Here is a 22,923-nt window from a genome sequence, read left to right on the forward strand (position 1 = left end):
GTTGCGATCAGAATTTCAAGGTTACATTGCCCGTTATCCTGGTCGGATTTTGTGCAGCAAGCCTAAACGAATAGTATTTCTCGTTGGTCAGGTTGTCTACTTTCAAACCGATCCTGAATTTAGGTCTGTCGTAAAATAAAGAAGCATCCAATACCAGGTACGAAGGAATGGTAAATGCAAAGGTAGTCGTGTTGGTTTGAAACGATTCGCTACCGTAAATACCACCAAAACCAATGCCCAATCCTTGAAGTTCGCCTTTTACCAATCTGTAGCTGGCCCAAAGGTTGGCATAAGTTGGCGATCCTGCTGTTGCTGGTCTCAGTCCTAACATGTTTGATCTGTTCTTGGTATACTTGCTATTGTTGTAAGTATAGCCGGCCACAATGTTCAAGCCTGGAAAAGGGTTGGCAATGATTTCAGCCTCGATGCCTCTGCTCAACTGTGTACCGTCTTGTACAGAGAAATTAGCATGTTCAGGGTTAGGATCTTGATAGATAACATTGGTTACGCGCATATCGTAATAGCTTAAAGTAGCCGTAATTTTCGACATGTCGACTTTTATTCCGCCTTCAAACTGATTGGCTTGCTGAGGCTTAAAGGTGTTTCCATTAAAATCAGAGCCACCCACGTTGCTAAAACCATTCATGTAGTTTCCGAAAACCGATAATTTGTCTTTCAGCAATTGGTAAACCAAGCCAAATTTGGGCGAAAATGCAGTTTGCTTATAGTTGCCAGTGGTAAGGTTGGTGCTTGGGGTGAAAGTACCGTTGTTAATGTATCTGTCCACACGTAGACCGGCCATTACCAATAAACGTTCTGTGACGTTAAATACATCAGAAACATAAGCGCTGTAGGTTTCCTCATCGCTGGATATGATATTGGTAATAGGAATAGCAGGGTTAGCAAATAAAGGCTGCACTCTTTGCAGGTTAAAGTTATTATAAGCATCTCCCGGCTTTCTAAAATTGAGGGCAGGCATGTTTACAATCGCATCGTTCCTAACGGCACGCAGGTTGTAATAATCCAATCCGGCTACAATCCGGTTTCTCATATTGCCGATTTTAAACTCACCGATAAAGTTCTGTTGGATATCCGTTCCGTAAAAAGGGGAATCCTGATAAGTTACTTGTTGTCTGAGCGTAGAATCTGTTAGTCCCGTTAAAGCAACCACATAACCTTCGGATGAAGACCTCGTTCTCGAAATCACAGTTTGTGAAGTCCAGGCATCTGATATTTTATATTTCAGCTGAGTAAAAATATTGTATTGTTGGGTAGTATAATTGACGGTGTTATTGGCAAACGACAGTTTGTAAGGCATTTGCAGGTCTGCAACACTTCTGGCTTTTCCGCTTGCAGCAGGCGTAAAACGAGTGGGCGAAGTGGCTTTGTAGGCGCTTAGCTCTACATCGACCAATAAAGTCAACCTATCGTTAATGGCATACGAAAAACTTGGTGCAATGATGTAGTTTTTGCTGAAACCGGCATCCTGAAAGCTTCTTTCGCTATGCAGTGCTGAATTAACCCTGAGCAAAGCAGTTTTGCTTTCGTTTAATGGCGTGTTTACGTCTAAAGTTAAACGGTTAAGGTCGTAACTGGCAGCCGAGTAAGACAATTCGCCTTTAAAGGTTTCGAAAGGCTTTTTGGTTACGCGGTTAAACAAACCCCCAAATGAAGATAAGGTACTGCCAAATAAGGTTGCAGAAGGGCCTTTGATTACCTCAACACGTTCCAAGTTCACTGGGTCGACGGTAGAATAAGTAAAACTGCCCACACCATTACGCACCACTTGCGGAGTAGGGAAGCCCCTCGACATGGAAGTGGTTCGGCCTTGGTTACGGATTTCGGCTACACCTGCTCCCGGAACATTTTTAAAAGCACTGTTGTAATCGGTTACAATTTGCTCTTTCATCAGCTCTTTGCTTACAACGGTATAAACCTGTGAATTTTCGATGTTTTTTAGAGGCATCTTAGCTACATCATCGCTTTCCTTTTTGGCAAAGCGGTTTCCTCCGGTTTGGATCACAACTTCTTCCAGGTTTTGGCTCGAAGAATTGAGTTTGAAATCTATTTTTCCAATGGGGTTGGCTACGCTGATTTCAACTTCCTTGCTGGTGCTTTCGTAGCCCATCATGGCAATTGCTACGGTGTATTTGCCAAAGGGAATGTTTTTGAATTCGAAACCACCTGCCGAGTTGGTGGTGGTAACCTTGTCTTTTTCTTTCAGTTTTACGGTTACGCCTTGTGCCAAACTCCCATCATTGGTGGTGATCAGTCCTGAAATATCTCCAGTTTCTGATTTGGTTTGTGCGGTTGCTGACTGTAATTGACCCCAAAATAAGGCAACGATAAGGATGACGGCTAGTCTGATTGATGTTTTGCAGTTGGCCCAGCTTTGAACAGCTTTGGTGTGCAGGCGAACTGAGTACGCTAAGTTCATTTGTTTTTATTTAAACTGATTATAAATTGAGCGCAAATGTAAGGCATTTAGCTTCTTAAAACCAAAGGTTGTAGCTCTTTTTATTGAAAAAAAATAGATTTTTAAGTGTGGGGTAAAATTTGTTTATACGTCAAATTTTGCCTGAAGGTTGCCGCTAATTATTTTTTGGAATGTCTTGTTGGTCGAAACCTCAATCACTCAGTTGTTTAAATGATAAAAAAATCTCTTTTGCAGTTGCTTTATGTTTAACGGCAGATACAGTCTTCGCTCAAAAGAAATCAAAAAAAAGTCCTGACTCTCGGTTCAGCGCTATCTTTGAGCTTGTGCAGCCCAAACCAGCCGCATTGCTGTTGGGCATTTTCCATTTCGCCAGGCTAATAATCGGCAAGCCATATCATGAAACACCTGAACTAAGTTAAGGCATTGCCACAGGCATTTCATTATTTGTACACTTGTTGTAAGATCTGATTTTAGGTGATATATTGCAGAAAAATTGTTATCCTGTTCCATGATCTTTCAATACCAAAACAGCCAGGCCAGTTCCGAATTCAGACTCATTATTGAAGAACCGACTTTTGACAGGGTATTTTTCGGACGCGACAGGAAAGACAAGCTTTTAACTATCGCCTGGAACAGGGGAGCTATGCAGCAAATTACCGTAGATAAGGTAGGCTACGATTTTCCGGCAAACAGCATTCTTTGCCTAATGGTAAACGAAACTTTCAGCTTTAGTGATCCGGCAGCTATTGTAGCCTGGCAGTTTAACCGCGATTTTTACTGTATTGTAGATCACGACAAGGAGGTAAGCTGCGTTGGTTTTTTGTTCTTTAACACTTCGCAGCGAATGTTTGTAGCCTTAAACGAAGCTGAACAAAAACGTGTAGAACTGTTGTTGAGCGTTTTTAAGGAAGAATTTGAAACTGCCGACCAGGTGCAGGGCGAGATGCTACAGGTATTGCTCAAGCGCCTCATCATTATTGCTACCCGTTTGGCCAAGCAACAATATTTAGACGGCAATTTGAACGACGATAAATTAGATACGATCAGAAAATTTAACCTTTTGGTAGAAAACCATTACCGCGATAGCCATCAGGTTAAGTTTTATGCAGATAAATTGAATAAATCGCCGAAAACACTGTCTAATCTGTTTGCACTCTATAATCACCAGTCGCCGTTGGGAGTGATCCAAGAACGGGTATTGCTCGAAGCCAAGCGGCTGTTGCATTATACCGATAAATCTGCCAAGGAAATAGCCAATGAAATAGGTTTTGAGGATGCCGGCCATTTTAGCAAATTCTTTAAGAAACATACCTCGCTTTCGCCAACAGAGTTGAGGAACAAGGGATAAACGATTCGTCACCCTGGCCCTCGATATCGTGTCTGAAGTTTGTAGCAATCTAATATGACTATTCAGCTAATGAACCAATGAGCTGATGACCCAATAATATACTGCCTCTACTCATTAAACCTTATTGGAGCGTGCACGAAATGCAATGGAGTAAAGCGAAAAGAAGGACTGCAATTGCCGATGGATGGTTCCCTTGTTTTTCCAATAAGCCACAGATTAACAGGTTTCGCTTCTTTCTAATAACACGTGGAACCTGATCTAAGGGTTTCTAGCAATGAAGACTACTTGGACGCTATGTGCCTATGTGGTAAATATCTATGCTATTTGTAGCAATTTCTTCTAATAGATTGCTTCGTCACTAACGTTTCTCGCAATGACGACTACTTGGACGCTATGTGCCTATGTGGTAAAATATCCATGCTATTTGTAGCAATTTCTTCTAATAGATTGCTTCGTTACTAACGTTTCTCGCAATGACGAACCTTGGCTATTGACTATCGACTATTAACCATCCGCAAAAAATGCAACTCGGGAAATTACAACTACTCCTCGGGAAATCCTTCCATTGTTCGGCCTCGCTATTAACCTGACCTTTGGGATATCAAAATAAATTGATCAACAAAAAATAGCAACAATGAAAACTTTCACCATCCCAACCAGAGACCAAGTAACAACAGAAAACCAAGCCATCTTCGATAATTTGACCAAAATGGTAGGCCACGTTCCAAACCTATATGCCGTATTTGCAAATTCTGACCACGCCTTAGGAAATTACCTTGCCTTTGCCAATGGCAAATCTTCTTTACGTGCCAAAGAGAAAGAAGTAGTGAATTTGGTAACCAGCCAAGTCAACAACTGTGTATACTGTTTAAGCGCCCACACTGCATTAGGCAAATTGCAAGGCTTTACTGATGAACAGATCATCGAAATCCGCAAAGCCGCAATTACTTTTGATGCCAAATTAGATGCTTTGGCAAAAGTAGTAAAAAGCCTAGCTGAAAATAAAGGTCATGCAACAGCCGAAGCCTTAGCCAATTTTTATGAAGCCGGTTATACCGAAGGAAATTTGGTAGACGTAATTTTAGTCATCGGCGATAAAACCATTACCAATTATTTGCACGCTGCAACAGATATTCCTGTTGACTGGCCAACTGTACCTGTTTTGTAATTCAGACTTCACGGTTTTATGTCAAAATTTAAAGGGCTGCCAAAAAGGGCGGTCTTTTTTTATTTATTTTCAGTTAAGTTTGTATAAGCCCGATATTGATCTTACGGAAATGTCTAAAAATTACACCCCAAATGATTTGGCCAATTTTGTGTTTAGGGAGCTTGCGCGCTCTAAAACCAATAAAAAGCCCTCGAAAAGGATATTGGAACAACTGTTCAATACCTTGTACTATACCAGCTTGCAAACCGAGGAAGGCCAATTTATCAAGGTAACCATTACGCTGTACGATCACCTTTCGGCCAATAAAACAGTAAGCCACAACGACGATTGGAAGTTTTTTCCATTTAGTGCACCGATGGAGCTGAGCGTAAAGAACTTGGTTAAGCTTTCGAAGGCTGCAGACCCATGGAGTTCGAGCCTCTCGGTTTATTATGATGAAAATGAACAGCTATTTATCCATGGCATGATAGACCAGGCCGTTCATTACCAGAATTTTCTAAACTACGAACGCGATAATGAGCCTTTGTATCCCGGCATGATCCAAACGATGATCACTGGAATCGGTATTTTGAACGTGATGCACGAGTATCAGCCATTGGCGGCCCTGAACCAGAATTATTTGGTAAGGCATTATCCGAATGTGTTCGAGTACGGACCGGTTTCCGATTTTATTGTGAGCAGTTCGGCCTATACCAGAAAAGAGCTGGAAAAGGCCATGAAAGAAAAACTGGACGATACGGATGTGGAAGTTTTTAACGATTTTATTTTCGAGTATGTCATACAGTCGATCAGTAGGATTTTGCTCAAAATCAAGAACTATCACCATGGCGGGGCCATCTTGATTACCAAAGATTTTAAACCCAGTACCGACCTTAATATCAAATACAAATTGGAATATAACCGTATCCAGACAGCTGTAATGAATATTTTGAGTACGGTAATGGACAATGAGGCTTTAGAAAAAGTAATCAAATCGCTCAAAAGAAGAGGCGAAGATATGCCAATCGAGCTCCATGAAGAATACGATTTGAGCGAAATAGATATCGAAGACAGTTTTAACGAACTAAGCGGTGCCGTACGCTTTGTATCCTCTTTAACTTGCGTAGATGGATTGGTACTGCTTTCTCCACAAATGGTAGTGCATGGCTTCGGAGCTGTGATTTCAGAAAAGGGACATCCTGATTTTGTGTACATCAGCAATGCTTCCAAGCCGGCAAATAAACTGGTTAAAATAGCGCCATCGCATTTTGGAACGCGTCACCAATCGATGTTCTCCTATTGTTTGAAACATCCCGAGAGCTTGGGTTTTGTGGTTTCGCAGGATGGGGAGATAAGGGCGATCAAAAATGTAAACGGCAAAATCATCGTATGGGAAAACATTAAGGTCTACCAGTTTTTGAAGAGCAACAAATTGGCCAAGGTGGTGGGGTGGAAGCCTTAGGGAGAAAGTTTGGAGTTTGGAGTTCAAAGTTTGGAGTTCAAAGTTTGGAGTTCAAAGTGAAAAGTTCAAAGTGAAAAGTTTAAAGTGAAAAGTTCAAGGTGAAACAATTAACCAATTCTGTAGTTGCCCAAATAACCAATTCAATAGTTAACCAATCGAAACAATAAACAAGCATGGATCAGCAATTATTCGAAAAAGTAGACCAGTACATCAGCAACCTGGTAGCAGCAGAAGACAGCGTTCTTCAAGAAACCATACAGTCTTTAGATGATGCTTCCATGCCTCAAATCAGCGTAACGTCAACACAGGGCAAGTTTCTGCAACTGATGCTGCTCATGTGCAAAGCAAAGCGTGTGCTGGAGCTGGGTACTTTGGGCGCCTACAGTACCATTTGGATGGCAAGGGCAATTCCGGCCGATGGTCAAATAATTACGGTAGAATTTGATCCCCATCATGCCAATATTGCCAGCCAGAATATTGCAAAGGCCGGGCTTTCGAATAAAATAGATTTGCGTGTGGGCAAAGCCATGGATATATTACAACAACTCATTGCCCAAGGTGAAGAAGCTTTCGATTTTGTTTTTATCGATGCAGATAAGCCACCTTATGCCGAATATTTTGAACTGGCGCTGCAACTTTCGCATCCCGGAACGGTGATCATTTGCGACAATGTAATTCGAGAAGGCAAAGTATTGGATGAAAATACCGATGATGAAAGGGTGAAAGGCGTACAGCGTTTTAACCAGGTGTTGGCCAATAATCCAAAAGTTACCGCTACTATTATGCAAACGGTAGGGGCCAAAGAGTACGATGGAATGGCAATTGCCATTGTTAAATGAGCAGCCATAGTAATTAGTTGGTTTTTATTTTCGTAACGTTTGCATGACGAAAACTTAACCAAAAGGTAACGTCATTTATACCTTTGCGCAATGCCTGTAGACTAATATTGCTTTTCTATTAAAGCATTTTTCATGTCGAACAGAAGGTCATTTTTGAAAAGCAGTATGGCCACTGCAATTCTTGCTGGGATTTCCCCATCAATTTCTGCCCTGGCCAGTGTGCCACAATCATCATTAAGCAAATCGGCCAGAAACGTAAGGTTGCGCTTTGCCATTGCTTCAGATGGCCATTATGGCCAGCCAGATACCGAATACAAAAAAAATCACGATAATATTGTACGCTGGCTCAATGAATCCCATGCCCAAAACCCTTTAGATTTTGTGGTGATCAATGGCGATTTGGTGCATGATAGGCCTGATTTGTTGGCCGTGGTCAAAAAAGAGCATTATGATCAGCTAAAAGTTCCTTTTTACGCATTGCCCGGCAATCATGACCATGCCGATACCAAATTATGGAAATCGGTTTTCGGTTACGAAGATAATTTCACTATCCAAAAGAACAATGTTGGTTTGGTCTTGGCCAATACCTCTAATACCAAAGGCGAATACCTTTGCCCGAACAATAATTTCTTAAAACAGGAGCTGGATAAACTCAAAAGCCTAAAAACAGTATTTGTGGTGTTGCACATCCCGCCACATTTTTGGGTGCCCGAAAGCCCTTTTGTAGAATGTGCCGATACAATAAACCTCTTGCACAGTTACCCGAATGTAAAAGCGGTATTCCATGGCCACGACCATAGCCTCGATTCGGTTTTTTATACAGACAAGCTGCCTCATTTCTTCGATGCACACATCGGTGGCAATTGGGGTACTGCCTACAAAGGCTACCGCATAGTAGAAGTTGACGATAATGACAAGGTGTACACCTATCAGGTAAACGCCAGTCAAAGTCCATTATTAAACGAAACAAAATTTTAATTCAACCTTATTTTCCAAATGAAACGTTTATTGCCCATTCTTGTCTTAAGTTTAGGACTTGCCCACGCAAATGCACAAGAAAAAACCGATGTAAAACCTACATTTTCTACTTCTGGCGAAGAATTAGCCCAACCCTTTCTGTTTTCTGTAAATACATTAACGGCTGAAAACGCAAGCTGGAATATTCATTATTCTGGCAGCTATGCCGAAAGAACAAGTGGCCAATTTGGCTACGATGGCTTAGGACAGCAGTTTGGCGTAAAAGGATATTTAGGGAGCCGATTCACCTTATATGCCACGGTAGCTGTGGGTTTTGGTAATCATGGTGGCGTAACTTCGGCCGAGCAGGCAGAAGTAATCCGCGATTTAATAGGTGGAAAACAACTTTCAGGGTTTAGGTTAGGTGCAGGCTTGGGTTTGAGCAGAGATTGGTCTAACGTAAAATCAGCATTGAGCCGCATTGCAGCCTCATTTGATCAGCCGAATTGGCGATTGGCTGCTAACCTGCGTTTTGAAAAGGCATTTGAAAAAACCAGGGATAAACTTGATTTTATTTCGAGTTTGGGCTATCAGCACCGCATCGGTAAGAATTTTTACTTAGGCTTTGAAGCTTTAGGACAGGATTTAGAAGGCTTTTGGGAAAAAGACGAAGCGGAGGGTGGAGCCAAGCTGATGGTTGGTCCGGCAATGAGTTTAGTGCCCAACCACTCTAAATTTTCTTTTTCGCTTTCTGGCGGACCAGTTTTTTATGCAACCAGGAGCAATGTAATTCCATCAGAAGCCATCAGGGAAATCGGTTCGCTCAGCAATGGCTATACGCTTAGGGCATTGGTTAATTTTAACCTGCATAAATAGTAAATTTATATACAATTGTTTAACATGAAAAAAATATATATCCTTTCTGCTTTTATACTTTGCTTAACTGCCAATGCCTTTGCACAATGGCCAGGAAAAGTAGAAAACAGCAAGCAGATTCTCTTGCCAAACGGTTGGAAAATCAGTCCTGCAGGCCATTCTTTAGATTTAGGCGATTTGCCTTTGAACATTCAGCTCAGCCCGTCGGGCAAGTTTCTGGCAGTTACCAATAATGGCCAAAGCACCCAATCGCTGCAGCTGATCGATCCTAAAACAGAAAAGATCATTGATGAAAAAGTGTTGACCAAAGCTTGGTATGGTTTGGCATTCAGCAAAAACGAACAACACCTTTATGTTTCTGGAGGCAACGATAACTGGATATTGGATTTCAACATTGCCGACAATAAACTGGCCAAAAGCGATACCATCAAGCTTGGTCCGATTTGGCCAAAAGGAAAAATCAGTCCGGCAGGTATTGCAGTAAACAAAGCCAACGATAAGCTATATACTGTTACCAAAGAAGATAGTTGTTTGTACATCATCAATCCAAGCGAAAAGAAAATACTCAAAAAGGTACAGCTACCTGCTATCGCCTATAGCTGTGTGCTTGCGCCCGACGAAAGCAAACTCTATGCTTCGCTTTGGGGAGGAAAAGCTGTTGCGGTAATTGACTTGAAAACAGAAAATATTGCGCAATTGATCAAAGTTGGCGATCACCCCAATGAATTGTTGCTCAGTAAGAAAGGAAATTATTTATTTGTGGCCAATGCAAATGACAATACGGTTTCAGTGGTTAACACAACTACCAATAAGGTAATAGAAACCATTGCAACAACCCTGTATGCCACCCAATTAACGGGTTCTACCACCAACGGGCTGGCTTTAAGTACCAATGAAAAAACACTTTATATTGCCAATGCCGACAACAATTGCTTGGCTGTGTTTGATGTAGCCAAACCAGGCAATAGCCAAAGCCAAGGCTTTATTCCAGTAGGTTGGTACCCAACCAGCGTTAAGGTTTTGGGCAGCAAAATATTGGTGTCTAATGGTAAGGGAAATACTTCTATGGCCAATCCGCAGGGACCTCAACCCATTTCGAAAGCTGACAATAGCGGCTACCAAATGGGCAGCACGGCTAACAACAGGTTGCAATACATCGCAGGCTTGTTTAAGGGATCATTATCGTTTATTGAAACACCGAAGCCAGAAGACCTTAAAACCTATACGAAACAAGTATATGCAAATACGCCGTTCACCGCTCAAAAAGAACAACAGGCTCCAGGAGAGGAAGGCAATCCCATTCCACGTAAACAGGGCGAAAAATCGCCAATTAAACACGTATTCTATATCATCAAAGAAAATAGGACTTATGATCAGGTATTAGGCGATTTGCCAAAGGGAAATGGAGATTCGTCGCTTACGCTTTTTGGAAGAAAGGTAACGCCAAATCAGCATGCCTTTGCCGAGAATTTTGTGTTGCTCGACAACTTTTATGTAGATGCAGAAGTGAGTGCCGATGGACACAATTGGAGCATGGCCGCCTATGCCACAGATGTGGTTGAAAAAACATGGCCGACCAGTTATGGCAGTCGTGGCGGCACAACCAATTATGAAGGTGGCCGTCCGGTTACCTATCCAAAAAATGGCTTCATTTGGGACTATTGTCAAAGAGCTGGAATTAGCTACAGAAGCTACGGCGAGTTTGGCGAATATGGCAAAGCAAATATTAAATCGCTACAGGGGCATATGAGTCCAAAATCTCCAGGTTTTGATATGGATATCCCAGATCAGGTTCGTGCCGATGCCTGGGAGCATGATTTCGATTCGCTATTGGTGGCCGGTGCAGTACCGCAATTCAGTACCTTGCGTATTTCTAACGACCATACCAGTGGACAGAAAAAAGGAAAAATATCGCCACAGGCAGCGGTTGCCGACAATGATTTGGCCGTAGGACGTATTTTAGAGCATTTATCTCACAGTCCGATCTGGAAGGAATCCGTTGTATTTATCCTTGAAGATGATGCCCAAAATGGTCCAGACCATGTGGATGCACACCGTTCGCCAGCTTATGTGGTAGGCCCTTATGTAAAAAGAAATGCTGTAATCCACACCATGTATTCGACCTCTGGTTTTTTAAGAACCATGGAACTGATTTTAGGCCTGCCGCCGATGAGCCAATATGATGCGGCTGCTATGCCTTTGTTCGAATGTTTTACCAATAAGCCAGACCTCACCCCTTATAAACTGATCCAACCATTAATTAGCTTGGAAACCCGTAATGTGGCGGTAAATGAAAGCAGCCGACGCTCAGAGTTTTTTAATTTTGCCAAAGAAGATTCGGTTCCCGACTTAGATTTGAACGAAGTAGTTTGGAAATCGGTTAAAGGCGAGGATTCGGTAATGCCGGCACCTAAAAGGAGCGCATTTGTTATTCTGGAGAAGAAAAAGAAAGACGATGATGATTAGTTGGGTTTAAAGTGTAAAGTTCAAAGTTGAAAGCCAAAAGAAAAAGACCAAGTCTATGGACCATGGACTATCAACTATGGACTATAGACTATAGACCATGGACTATCAACTATCAACTATGGACTATAGTCTATTGACCTCAGGCTTCCGACTATGAACAATAATCCCTAATATTGCTTTATAATTAGAATATATGGGGTCAACCGTACTCATCATCGACGATGAAATCAAGATTCGCAGCCTTTTGGCTAGAATTCTGGAGCTTGAGGGATTTACCGTTTTACAGGCGCAAAATGCAAGCGAAGGCCTCAAAGTACTCGCGCAGCAAGAAGTTTTAGTAGTGGTAAGCGATGTGAAATTGCCCGATGCCAACGGTGTTGAACTCGTTAAAAAAATCAAATCGCTAAAATCTTTTGTAGAAGTGATCAACCTTACCGCATATGGCACCATTGCCGATGGGGTACTGGCCATTAAGAACGGTGCTTTTGATTACCTCACCAAAGGCGACGATAACGATAAGATCATCCCGCTGGTGTATAAAGCCATAGCGAAAGCCGAACTGCAGCTGCGTGTATATGAGTTAGAAGACAAAGTAAGCAACAAATACAGCTTTAAGACCATATTGGGTAATTCCAAGGCCATTAAAGAAGCTATCAGCCTGGCCGAAAGAGTTGCCGTAACCGATACCACGGTGCTTTTGCTGGGTGAAACCGGGACCGGAAAAGAGGTATTTGCCCAAGCCATCCACTACGAAAGCCAACGCAAAAACAAACCCTTTGTAGCTTTGAATTGTAGCGGTTTTAGTGCCGAATTGCTCGAAAGCGAATTGTTTGGCTACAAGGCTGGTGCCTTTACTGGAGCCAATAAAGACAAAAAAGGACTGTTGGAAGAAGCTAACGGCGGTACCTTGTTTTTAGATGAAATTGGCGAGATGAACCTCGATCTGCAGGCCAAGCTCTTGCGCGTACTCGAAAACCAGTCGTTTATCAAAATAGGAGCCACCACCACAAATAAGGTAAACGTACGCATTTTGGCCGCCACCAACCGCAACTTGAAAGAGCAGGCCGAAGCCGGACATTTCAGGCTCGATCTTTACTACCGTCTTTCGGTTTTTATTATTCCCTTGCCAGCCTTGAGAGAGCGAAAGGCCGACATTCCTATGCTGGCTGCATTTTACCTTAAGGAGTTTGCGAACAAAGTCAATCGTCCAGCCTTAAAAATGGACGACAAACTGATCGATGCCTTGACCAAACACAGTTGGAAAGGCAATGTGCGGGAGCTTAAAAACGTAATGGAGCGCTTGGTTATTTTGGCCAACGGAGATACTTTGGCAACCAGCCAATTGCCTTATGAGTTTTTTGCAGATGGCCCAATAGCCAATGCCTTCGATTTGCAGAGCGTAGAAAAACTACATATCCAAAAGGTACTTGCCCACACCAAAGGCAATAAAACCGAAACCGCACGTTTATTGAATATCGGACTAACCACCTTGTACAGAAAAATAGAAGAGTATAAAATTGTTGATTAAATTGCTCTTCGTCTACTTAACCTTAAAAAACATATGATTAAAATCAGTTTAACGCTTTTATGCTCCCTATTTTCAATTGTCGTTTTTGCACAGGATGCCTATTGGCAGCAACAAGTCAATTACAATATTGATGTCAGCCTAAATCCGGCTACCAAAACCCTCACAGGTTCAGAAACCATCGTTTATAAAAACAATTCGCCATCTACATTGGAATTTATATGGTTTCATATCTATCCTAATGCCTATAAAAATGAAACAACGGCCATGTTTCAGCAAATCAAGAATGACGAGTCGCGAAAAAAGAAACTCGATAAATACACCTATGGAAGCATCGATGGCCTCAATTTTAAGGTGAATGGCACAGAAGCCAAAACAGAGGCACATCCTAATCCGCAGTACATAGATGTTGTTAAATTGAATTTGCCATCACCTTTAAAACCTGGAGATTCGATCAGCATTAGCACCGATTTTAAAGTATTGCTGCCCTCTTATTTTTCAAGATCAGGTTATGCTGATGGCCAGTTTATGGTTACGCAATGGTATCCGAAGCCAGCAGTATTTGACAAAAATGGTTGGCATGAGTTCCCTTATTTAGATATGGGCGAGTTTTACAGCGAATATGGCAACTACAATGTAAATATCACCTTGCCGGCTGATTTTATTGTGGGTGCAACAGGTGTTTTGCAAAATGCCGACGAATTGCAGGCCTATAAAACCATTGGATCAAAAAACACTTTGGAACGTGGCAACAAACCTGTGCTTTATGGAGAAAAGAAAGGCACCAAAAAACTTAGCTACAAAATGGACAATGTTCCAGATTTTGCTTGGTTTGCAGATAAAGACCTCGTTATTCAATACGATACCGCCAAACTGGTTTCGGGCAAGGTGGTAGATGTATTCAGCTATTACCATAACAAGAAAAATTCGCTTTGGGTAAACAGCATCGATTATGTGAAAGATGCGGTTAAGTTTTACAGCAAATCGGTAGGAGAGTACGAATATCCGGTAGTGCAGGCTATAGAAGGGCCAAAAAACAATTCGAGTGGCGGGATGGAGTACCCAACCATTACGCTCATTACCAGTCCGGATGCCAAAAAAGAAACCCTTGATGGCGTAATTGCACATGAGGTTGGCCATAACTGGTTCATGAGCATGTTGGGCAGCAACGAGCGGATGCATACTTGGCAGGACGAAGGCCTCAATACCTATTTCCAATTTAGGTACGAAGCCGAAAAATACAAGTACAACTCTATTTTTGGTGATAAAATCCCAGATAACGTAAGAGCCTTGCCTACAGATAAATTTCAGGCAGCTATTTACAATGCCCTTTCAAATATCCCGATGAACCCGGCCATAGAAACACCGGCAGCAGATTTCAAAACCTCTGATGATTATGGACTGGTGTCTTATTTTAAAACGGCTATTTGGCTATATCTGTTAGAATCTAGTATTGGCAAAGAAAAAATGGATAAGGCTTTTCAGGATTATTTTGCGAAATGGAAAAACAAGCACCCACAGCCAGAAGATCTAAAGGCTTCTTTCGAACGCTCAATTGGCGGCAAGCTCGATGATTATTTCAAGTTGCTTAACCACGAGGGATCGTTTAAATAGCCATAAATTTTTATAGAAAAGCAGGCACAACATTCCAATTGATGGTTTTTCCTGCCTGCTTGCCGCAGGCAGGCTTTTTGCAAAGCTTTTCGCTTTACGTTGCACAAGCAAGATGGCCGAAGCAAAAAGCACTAACAATCATATAGCACAATAGTACCGCGTCTCCATATTGCGCTGTTAAAGATCAGCACGGCTAGCGCAATGAACATGCAACAGCCTGAATTTTTGGTCACTTTTGTTTCAAGACAAAAGGACTTTCCCCGCCGGCTAGGAGGCGGAAAACCATCTCTCTTTCTGCAAAGAAAGAGATCCCGGATCAAGTCCGGGATGACGATTTTTCAATAAGAGATTCCTGAGACAGACTCCCATTTCAATAAAAACCCTTTCATTTTGGAAGGGTTTTTTTATGCCCGTTACCTCAGCCAAAAGATTTTTTAATTGGTTTCTGGGCAATATCCCAAGCTTTTCTCAAAGCCCAAATATTAGGCACAGCAATTGAATTGGCCGTTTTATTAATTGATAAAAATGGAAAACCAACTAATTTTTGTACGTATTGCTACTACCCAGGATATACGATACGTTAGTGAAATTGTAGAAGAAACGGAAAGATCTGCCATAGCCAGAGGCTCAGGCATCGCCAAGCGCTCGCCCTTAACCGTTGCACAAAAAATGCGCGATGGCAAAGCCGTAATCGCATTAACAGAAACTGGCCTTTGGGCTGGCTTTGCCTACATTGAGGCTTGGGACGAAGGTGCCTTTGTTTCCAACTCGGGCCTCATCGTTGCCCCGGCATTCCGTAACTCGGGAATAGCCAAAACCATTAAAGATCGGATCTTCAAATTGTCGAGGTGGCTTTATCCCGATGCCAAAATCTTCAGCATTACATCCGGAACCGCTATTATGCACATGAACAGCGAACTCGGCTTTAAACCCGTTGCTTTTGATGGCATTGCTAAGGATGCACAGTTTTGGGAAGGTTGCAAAAGCTGTGTCAACTACGATATTCTGGAGCGTAAACACCGATGCAACTGCTTGTGCACCGCCATGCTTTTCGATCCAAAACTAGCGGAAAATAATCTTTCTGTAGCCAACGATCTCCATATCCCTAAAAAACTAACCTGTAAAATCTAAGAAAATGAATGCCGATTTTTTGTATAAACAAGCAATTCCTTTGCTTGAAAAACTGATCTCAACCCCCTCATTTAGTGGCGAAGAAAAACTAACAGCCACCCATATCGAAACTTTTTTAAACGCACATCTTGTCCCTGTTATCAGAAAGCACAATAATATCTGGTGTTACAACAAGCATTTCGACAGCAGCAAACCTACTATCCTGTTAAACTCGCATCACGATACCGTAAAACCGAACGAACAATACCATGTAGATCCTTTTGAGCCCGCCATTAGAGATGGTCGGATTTACGGTTTGGGCAGCAATGACGCTGGCGGGGCCTTGGTGGCTTTGATCAGCACCTTTCTGTACTTCTATGAACAAAAAGGCTTGCCTTTTAACCTCTGTTTGACGGCAACTGCCGAAGAAGAAAACTCGGGAGAGAAGGGCATCAAATCTATCCTTGATGACCTGATGCCTATTGCCTTTGCCATTGTGGGGGAACCTACGCTGATGCAAATGGCTATTGCCGAAAAAGGATCGATGGTGCTCGATTGTGTAGCCACGGGAAAATCAGGTCATGCCGCCAGAGAAGAAGGCATCAATGCCATTTACAAGGCAGTTAAAGACATCGAATGGTTTGCCAGCTACGTATTTCCTATCGAATCTGACCTTCCAAACCCAGTTAAAATGACGGTTACCCAAATCAATGCGGGTATGCAGCACAACATTGTTCCAGGCGAATGCACTTTTACCGTCGATATCCGCTTCGACCATAGTTATACGGCCAAAGAAATCATCAATGTAATCTTAAACCATACTTTTTGTGAGTTCAAGATCAGGCCTAATGTGCTCACTCCATCTGCTATAGATTTGTTGCATCCTTTGGTTAAAACAGGCATCGCCATTGGCCGAAAAACTTATGTTTCGCCAACGAGTTCTGACCAGGGTTGGCTAGAAATGCCTTCGGTTAAAATGGGGCCTGGAGATTCGGCGCGCTCGCATATGGCCAACGAATTTATCTTTTTGGCAGAGATAGAACAGGGAATCGCCATTTACATCGAATTGCTCGAATCCATTAAAGCCTATCTGCGAGTTCCAAAAGAGGAGAAAGCGCTGTTTAGTGCCGAACATAACTAGCAAGACCAATTCCCATTTTGATAAAAACCCTTCCAAAATGGAAGGGTTTTTTTATAGGTTAAATTTAAAATTTTTAATTAAAGTATTGTAAGTCAGTTATTTGTGTGTTTTGTGTTTCTGATGGAACAGCGATTGGTATAAAGCTTAAAAATTAATAAACATGATGACTCTAGTCTTATTCCTCACCCTCGTTGTCTCTTGCTGGATCGTTTACAAATCCATCGATTGGTTCGAAAACATTTAATCCCATGATTGCACTATTTATTACATCAGTAGCCGTATTCCTGTACATGGTTTACGTACTTATCAAACCAGAAAAATTTTAACGTTATGAACACTGAAATCCTTGGCATCATCGCCACTTTCCTGCTCACCTTGGTTGTAGCCGTTCCTTTGGGAAAATACTTGGCCAAAATGTTTGCCGGAGAAAAAGTATGGACCGACTTCTTGAAGCCTATCGAAGCTGGTATCTACAAACTTTCGGGTATTAACCCCAAAGAACAAATGAACTGGAAACAGCACCTTAAAGTATTATTGCTGATCAATACCGTATGGCTTTTTTACGGTTTCTTCGTACTGCTTTACCAAGATAAGCTTCCTTTTAATCCAGACGCCAATCCGGGCATGACCCCCGATCTGGCTTTTAATACCATTATCAGCTTTGTAGCCAACTGTAACCTGCAACACTACTCGGGCGAAACTGGCGTGAGTTACCTTACCCAGCAATTTGTGCTCATGTTCTTACAGTTTGTGAGCGCGGCCACAGGTATTGCCGCTGCGGTAGTGCTCTTCAAAGCATTTAGAGATAAAACCACACAGCAATTGGGCAATTTTTGGGAGTTTTTTGTGAAATCAATTACCCGTTTATTATTGCCATTGAGCATTGTAGTAGCCTTGATTTTAACTTTTAACGGCACACCAGCCAGTTATGAAGGCAAAGACCAATTCATTTCTGTGCAGGGCGATACCGTTAATGTTTCAAGAGGTCCTGCTGCGCAGCTCATCGCTATTAAACATTTAGGTACCAATGGCGGTGGCTATTTTGGTGTCAACTCGGCACATCCGTTTGAAAATCCAAATTACTTGACCAATATGACAGAAATGATGGCCCAAACTATTATTCCAATCGCCATGGTGATCTGTTTTGGCTATTTTATTAGGAGAAGAAAACTAGGCTGGATGATTTTTGGAGTAATGACCATAGGTATGCTGTTGCTCATGATCCCATCCCTAACTTCTGAATTAGGTGGCAATCCAGCGATCGCAAAAATGGGCATTTCGCAGGCTACAGGGGCCATGGAAGGTAAAGAGGTGCGCATCGGTCCGGCAGCAACTGCTTATTGGAGCACGCTAACTACCGTTATTTCTACCGGATCGGTAAACGGAATGCATGACAGTACGATGCCTTTAACCGGATTGTGGCAATTGTTGGCCATGATGATCAATGGCTTTTATGGTGGTTGCGGTGTAGGTATCCTCAACTATTTTATCTACCTCATCATCGCCGTATTTATTTCAGGTTTAATGGTAGGCAGAACGCCAGAGTTTATGGGCCATAAAGTTGAAGCGCGAGAAGTGAAAATCGCAGCGATTATTACTTTACTCAGCCCATTCCTGATTTTGGCCGGAACAGCCATTGCCTCTTATGTATTTACCAATTTCGGAGAGGCCGCCTGGACCGTACAGCCTAAAAACTGGTTGAATAACCCAAGTTTCCATGGTTTTTCGGAGATGCTTTATGAGATGACTTCATCTAACGCCAACAATGGTTCAGGCTTCGAAGGCTTGGGCGATAATAATGCTTTCTGGAACATTTCAACCGGACTGGTAATTTTCTTAGGTCGTTTCTTGCCGATTATCGGTCCAGTGGCTATTGCAGGTTTATTGGCCAGAAAGAAACATATTCCAGAATCTGCCGGAACCTTAAAAACAGATACGCTCACCTTTAGCTTGATGACTTTCGCTGTGATCCTCGTACTCAATGCATTGTCGTATTTCCCGGCACTGGCTTTAGGTCCGTTGGCAGAGTATTTTACCATGCGCTAGGCTAGTTGATAGTCCATAGTCAACAGTCCATAGTCAGTCAAGCTATTAGCCATCGACCATGGACCATTAACCAAGAAAAGAAACTCTCTCTCTTGAGAAAAATTAAAATAAAATGAAATCCAACAATAAATTATTCGAGCCTGCTTTAGTGAAAAATGCACTGAAACAGTCGTTCATTAAACTCGATCCGCGCTTAATGGTTCGTAATCCCGTAATGTTTACGGTAGAAATCGGTACCGCCGTAATGGCTTATGTGACCGTTTATTCGATCAGCCATGCAGGTCAGGGCAGTGCGCTTTATAACTTTTTTATCTTCCTTATTCTGTTGCTTACCGTACTGTTTGCCAATTTTGCCGAGGCTATTGCCGAGGCAAGGGGCAAGGCTCAGGCCGATAGCTTGCGCAAAACCCGTGAAGAAACACCTGCCAAAGTGGTTTTAGCTAATGGAAATTATGAAATCCGTTCTTCTAATTCCTTAAAAAAAGGCGAGGTTTTTACTTGCGAAACAGGTGACATCATTCCAACCGATGGCGAGATTATCGAAGGGATCGCTACCATCGACGAATCGGCAATCACCGGAGAATCGGCACCTGTAATTAGGGAAGCTGGTGGTGATAAATCGTCGGTTACTGGTGGTACAAAGGTACTTTCAGATCAAATTAAAGTTAGGGTAAGTACCCAACCTGGCGAAAGCTTTTTAGACAAGATGATTGCCTTGGTAGAAGGTGCCAGCAGACAGAAGACTCCTAATGAGATTGCCTTAACCATTTTATTAGCCAGTTTTACCCTGGTGTTCATCATCGTATGCGTAACGCTAAAACCATTTGCCGATTATGCCAATACGCCAATCACCATTGCCGCATTGATTTCGCTCTTTGTTTGCTTGATTCCAACAACCATCGGAGGTTTGTTGTCTGCCATCGGCATTGCTGGAATGGATAGGGCTTTAAGAGCCAATGTGATTACCAAATCGGGTAAGGCAGTAGAAACTGCCGGTGATATTGATGTGCTGTTATTGGATAAAACCGGAACCATCACCATCGGTAACCGTAAAGCCACCAATTTTTATCCTACCGAAGGTGTTGCCCTGGCTCAATTTGTAGAAGCCTGTGTATTGAGCTCCTTGGCAGATGAAACTCCAGAAGGCAAATCGATCATTGAACTGGCTAAAGCCGACAACAAGATTATCGAAACTACTCCAGAGGGCGCTGTATTTATCAAGTTTACAGCCGAAACTAGATCTAGCGGCATGGACACAGCAGATGGTCGCCGCATTCGTAAAGGCGCATTCGATTCGATCCGCAATTTGGTTCAACAAGCTGGAAACCAATTTCCATCAGATATTGAAGCACAGGTAAAAACCATTGCTACCAATGGGGGAACGCCTTTGGTGGTAGCCCTTAACGAAAAAGCATTAGGCGTAATCGAATTGCAGGATATCATTAAACCAGGCATCAGCGAACGTTTTGAACGCTTGCGTAAAATGGGCGTTAAAACCGTAATGGTAACGGGCGATAATCCTTTAACAGCCAAATATATAGCCGAAAAAGCTGGGGTAGACGATTTTATTGCCGAGGCAAAGCCCGAGGATAAAATGAACTACATTAAAGAAGAACAGCAGTTGGGCAAACTGGTAGCTATGATGGGCGATGGTACGAATGATGCACCCGCTTTGGCACAGGCCGATGTAGGCGTGGCCATGAACAGCGGTACACAAGCCGCCAAAGAAGCGGGCAACATGGTTGATTTGGATAACGACCCTACCAAATTGATCGAGATAGTTGAAATAGGCAAACAGCTGCTCATCACCAGAGGAACGCTCACCACTTTTTCTATCGCTAATGATGTGGCCAAGTATTTTGCCATTGTTCCGGCCTTGTTTATTGCTTCAATTCCTGCTCTGCAAAGCCTCAACATCATGGGCTTGCACAGTCCAGAAAGTGCCATTCTTTCGGCCGTAATTTTCAATGCCATTATCATTCCTATTTTAATTCCGTTGGCTTTAAAAGGGGTGGCTTATAAACCAATTGGAGCTACCGCACTGCTTCGCCGAAACCTGTTTATTTATGGTATTGGTGGTATAGTAGCACCATTTATCGGTATCAAAATTATCGATTTGGTAGTAGGTCTCCTCGTTTAATCACAATCAGAAATTCATTTACATAAAATTATATCACGATGAAAAGTTTAATTCAATCCATCCGCTTAACCTTAGTGCTTTTAGTATTGTTATGTGTGCTTTATCCCCTTGGTATTGCTATCGCTGGCAAATTGAGTAAAGGCCAAGGTGGCGGTGAAAAAATAACCAGAAATGGCAAAGTTGTAGGCTACGTTTTGTTGGGCCAATCGTTTACCAAACCCGAGTATTTCTGGGGCCGTCCGTCGGCAGTTGGCTATAATGCTGCAGGTTCAGCTGGCTCGAACAAAGGTCCAAGCAATCCCGATTACCTCAAAGAAGTGCAATCGAGGATAGATACTTTGTTGAAATACAGTCCTGGTTTGAACAAAAATGCCATACCTGCAGAAATGGTGACCGCATCTGGCAGTGGCCTCGATCCGAATATCTCTGAGCAAGGCGCGATCATGCAGATCAGAAGAATAGCAAACTACCGTAAAATAGACGAAAGAAGAGTTGCTGAATTGGTAGTTAAACATACCGAGCAACCTTTTTTAGGCCTTTTTGGACCGCGTAAGGTTAACGTACTCGAACTGAACCTAGCCTTGGATCAATTGAAATAATTATGAATGTCGTCATGCTGGACGCGATCCGGCATCTCACTCGAGAGTGACCCTGTATGGCGTGCAGGATGACGACACTAGAGAACAAAAAATAGAATAAAACAATATAACAAATGAAAAAACTCATCTCAACAATTGCCGTATTAGCCGTAGCAGTATCAGTTAAAGCTCAAGATGCTCCGAAAGTTAAATTTTCGGGCTATTTAGAAACCTATTACGGTTACGATTTCAATAAACCAACTAATAACAACCGTCCTGGCTTTGTATACTCGCACAACAGGCACAACGAAGTAAACCTGAACTTGGCTTTTATTAAAGCTAATTACGATAACGATCAAATAAGGGCCAATGTAGCTTTGATGGCAGGTACCTATACTAATGCCAATTTAGCGGCAGAGCCTGGCGTGCTGAAAAATATATACGAAGCCAATGCCGGTGTAAAATTGAGCAAAAGTGCAAACTTGTGGATTGATGCCGGTATTTTTGCATCGCACATTGGTTTTGAAAGTGCTATTTCTAAAGATTGCTGGGTGCTCACCAGAAACATCGCCTCAGAAAACACACCTTATTATGAGTCGGGTGCCAAGCTAAGTTACAGCACAGCTGATGGCCAGTTCGCCGCAACTTTACTTTATTTAAATGGTTGGCAAAGGATCAATCGCCAAGATGGCAACAGCAAACCAGCAGGTGGTGTACAGCTGACTTATAAACCAAGTAGCAAATTGACTTTAAACTACAGCAACTACATCGGTTCTGAAGGGCAAAATGCCACTCGTGTACATCGCATTTACCATAACTTTTATGCGATTGCCCAATTGAGCGAACAATTTGGGTTAACCGCAGGCTTTGATTATGGCACGCAGCAAAAAACAAAAGGACAATCGGCCAAAAGCGAAGTGCTTTCGCCAGTGTTGATTGCTCAATACAAGTTTGATCCAAAATGGGCAATTGCAGGCAGGGCAGAATATTACAAAGACAAAAACGGAGTATTTATTGCCACTGGAACACCTAATGGTTTCAAAACCATGGGCTATTCGTTAAATTTAGATTATGCGCCCATCAGCAATGCAGTGGTACGTTTAGAAGGCAAGGTTTACGATAGCAAAGACAAAATTTTTACACGCAACAGCAGTACAGTTAACCAAGATGCGGCTTTAACGGCAAGTATTGCGGTATCGTTTTAATAAACATCCAATAATGAATAATACTTGCATTC

General features: G+C 42.4%; 17 protein-coding genes. 16 read left to right on the forward strand and 1 reads right to left on the reverse strand.

Annotated elements, in window-relative coordinates:
* Positions 1-7 precede the first annotated feature (7 nt).
* The gene (locus AC570H_RS03330) at positions 8-2,437 is read right to left on the reverse strand and encodes a TonB-dependent siderophore receptor (protein WP_497351692.1); all 2,430 of its coding nucleotides are present in this window, start codon (positions 2,435-2,437) and stop codon (positions 8-10) included.
* 508 nt (positions 2,438-2,945) lie between these two features.
* Here AC570H_RS03330 and AC570H_RS03335 point away from each other — a divergent pair.
* From AC570H_RS03335 to AC570H_RS03410, 16 genes are all read left to right on the forward strand, one after another.
* Positions 2,946-3,785 carry a helix-turn-helix domain-containing protein gene (locus tag AC570H_RS03335; protein ID WP_497351694.1) on the forward strand — a complete coding sequence of 280 codons (840 nt, stop codon included), beginning with the start codon at positions 2,946-2,948 and terminating at the stop codon, positions 3,783-3,785.
* A 634-nt stretch (positions 3,786-4,419) separates the two neighbouring features.
* Positions 4,420-4,953, forward strand: a complete 534-nt coding sequence (locus AC570H_RS03340; protein WP_497351696.1) for a carboxymuconolactone decarboxylase family protein — start codon at positions 4,420-4,422, stop codon at positions 4,951-4,953.
* Positions 4,954-5,062: 109 nt separating this feature from the next.
* Entirely contained in the window at positions 5,063-6,394 is a 1,332-nt protein-coding gene (locus tag AC570H_RS03345) for a putative sensor domain DACNV-containing protein (RefSeq protein WP_497351698.1), read from the forward strand.
* 173 nt (positions 6,395-6,567) lie between these two features.
* The gene (locus tag AC570H_RS03350) at positions 6,568-7,233 is read left to right on the forward strand and encodes an O-methyltransferase (protein ID WP_497351700.1); all 666 of its coding nucleotides are present in this window, start codon (positions 6,568-6,570) and stop codon (positions 7,231-7,233) included.
* 132 nt (positions 7,234-7,365) lie between these two features.
* Positions 7,366-8,211 (forward strand): metallophosphoesterase family protein, encoded by an 846-nt coding sequence (locus AC570H_RS03355; protein ID WP_497351702.1) that lies wholly within the window; start codon positions 7,366-7,368, stop codon positions 8,209-8,211.
* An 18-nt stretch (positions 8,212-8,229) separates the two neighbouring features.
* A complete protein-coding gene (locus AC570H_RS03360; protein ID WP_497351704.1) occupies positions 8,230-9,066 on the forward strand; it encodes a hypothetical protein in 837 nt (278 codons plus the stop codon).
* 24 nt (positions 9,067-9,090) lie between these two features.
* Complete coding sequence (locus tag AC570H_RS03365) at positions 9,091-11,532, forward strand: bifunctional YncE family protein/alkaline phosphatase family protein (RefSeq protein ID WP_497351706.1); 2,442 nt, start codon at positions 9,091-9,093, stop codon at positions 11,530-11,532.
* Positions 11,533-11,725: 193 nt separating this feature from the next.
* Positions 11,726-13,060 (forward strand): sigma-54-dependent transcriptional regulator, encoded by a 1,335-nt coding sequence (locus AC570H_RS03370; RefSeq protein WP_497351708.1) that lies wholly within the window; start codon positions 11,726-11,728, stop codon positions 13,058-13,060.
* A gap of 33 nt (positions 13,061-13,093) precedes the next feature.
* Positions 13,094-14,671: a M1 family metallopeptidase gene (locus AC570H_RS03375; protein WP_497351710.1), complete on the forward strand. Its 1,578-nt coding sequence runs from the start codon at positions 13,094-13,096 to the stop codon at positions 14,669-14,671.
* Positions 14,672-15,196: 525 nt separating this feature from the next.
* Positions 15,197-15,802, forward strand: a complete 606-nt coding sequence (locus AC570H_RS03380) for a GNAT family N-acetyltransferase (RefSeq protein WP_497351712.1) — start codon at positions 15,197-15,199, stop codon at positions 15,800-15,802.
* A 4-nt stretch (positions 15,803-15,806) separates the two neighbouring features.
* On the forward strand, positions 15,807-16,922 hold the full coding sequence (locus AC570H_RS03385) for a M20/M25/M40 family metallo-hydrolase (protein ID WP_497351714.1): 1,116 nt from the start codon (positions 15,807-15,809) through the stop codon (positions 16,920-16,922).
* 248 nt (positions 16,923-17,170) lie between these two features.
* On the forward strand, positions 17,171-17,248 hold the full coding sequence (locus AC570H_RS03390; RefSeq protein ID WP_497354897.1) for a potassium-transporting ATPase subunit F: 78 nt from the start codon (positions 17,171-17,173) through the stop codon (positions 17,246-17,248).
* Between the two features lie 4 nt (positions 17,249-17,252).
* Entirely contained in the window at positions 17,253-18,968 is a 1,716-nt protein-coding gene (gene kdpA / locus AC570H_RS03395; protein WP_497351716.1) for a potassium-transporting ATPase subunit KdpA, read from the forward strand.
* Positions 18,969-19,080: 112 nt separating this feature from the next.
* Positions 19,081-21,108, forward strand: coding sequence for a potassium-transporting ATPase subunit KdpB (gene kdpB, locus AC570H_RS03400; protein ID WP_497351718.1), 2,028 nt, complete (start codon positions 19,081-19,083; stop codon positions 21,106-21,108).
* A gap of 38 nt (positions 21,109-21,146) precedes the next feature.
* Complete coding sequence (locus tag AC570H_RS03405) at positions 21,147-21,707, forward strand: K(+)-transporting ATPase subunit C (protein ID WP_497351720.1); 561 nt, start codon at positions 21,147-21,149, stop codon at positions 21,705-21,707.
* Positions 21,708-21,820: 113 nt separating this feature from the next.
* On the forward strand, positions 21,821-22,891 hold the full coding sequence (locus AC570H_RS03410; RefSeq protein WP_497351722.1) for a porin: 1,071 nt from the start codon (positions 21,821-21,823) through the stop codon (positions 22,889-22,891).
* The last annotated feature ends 32 nt before the right edge of the window (positions 22,892-22,923 follow it).

The sequence above is a fragment of the Pedobacter sp. B4419 genome (assembly GCF_059693725.1).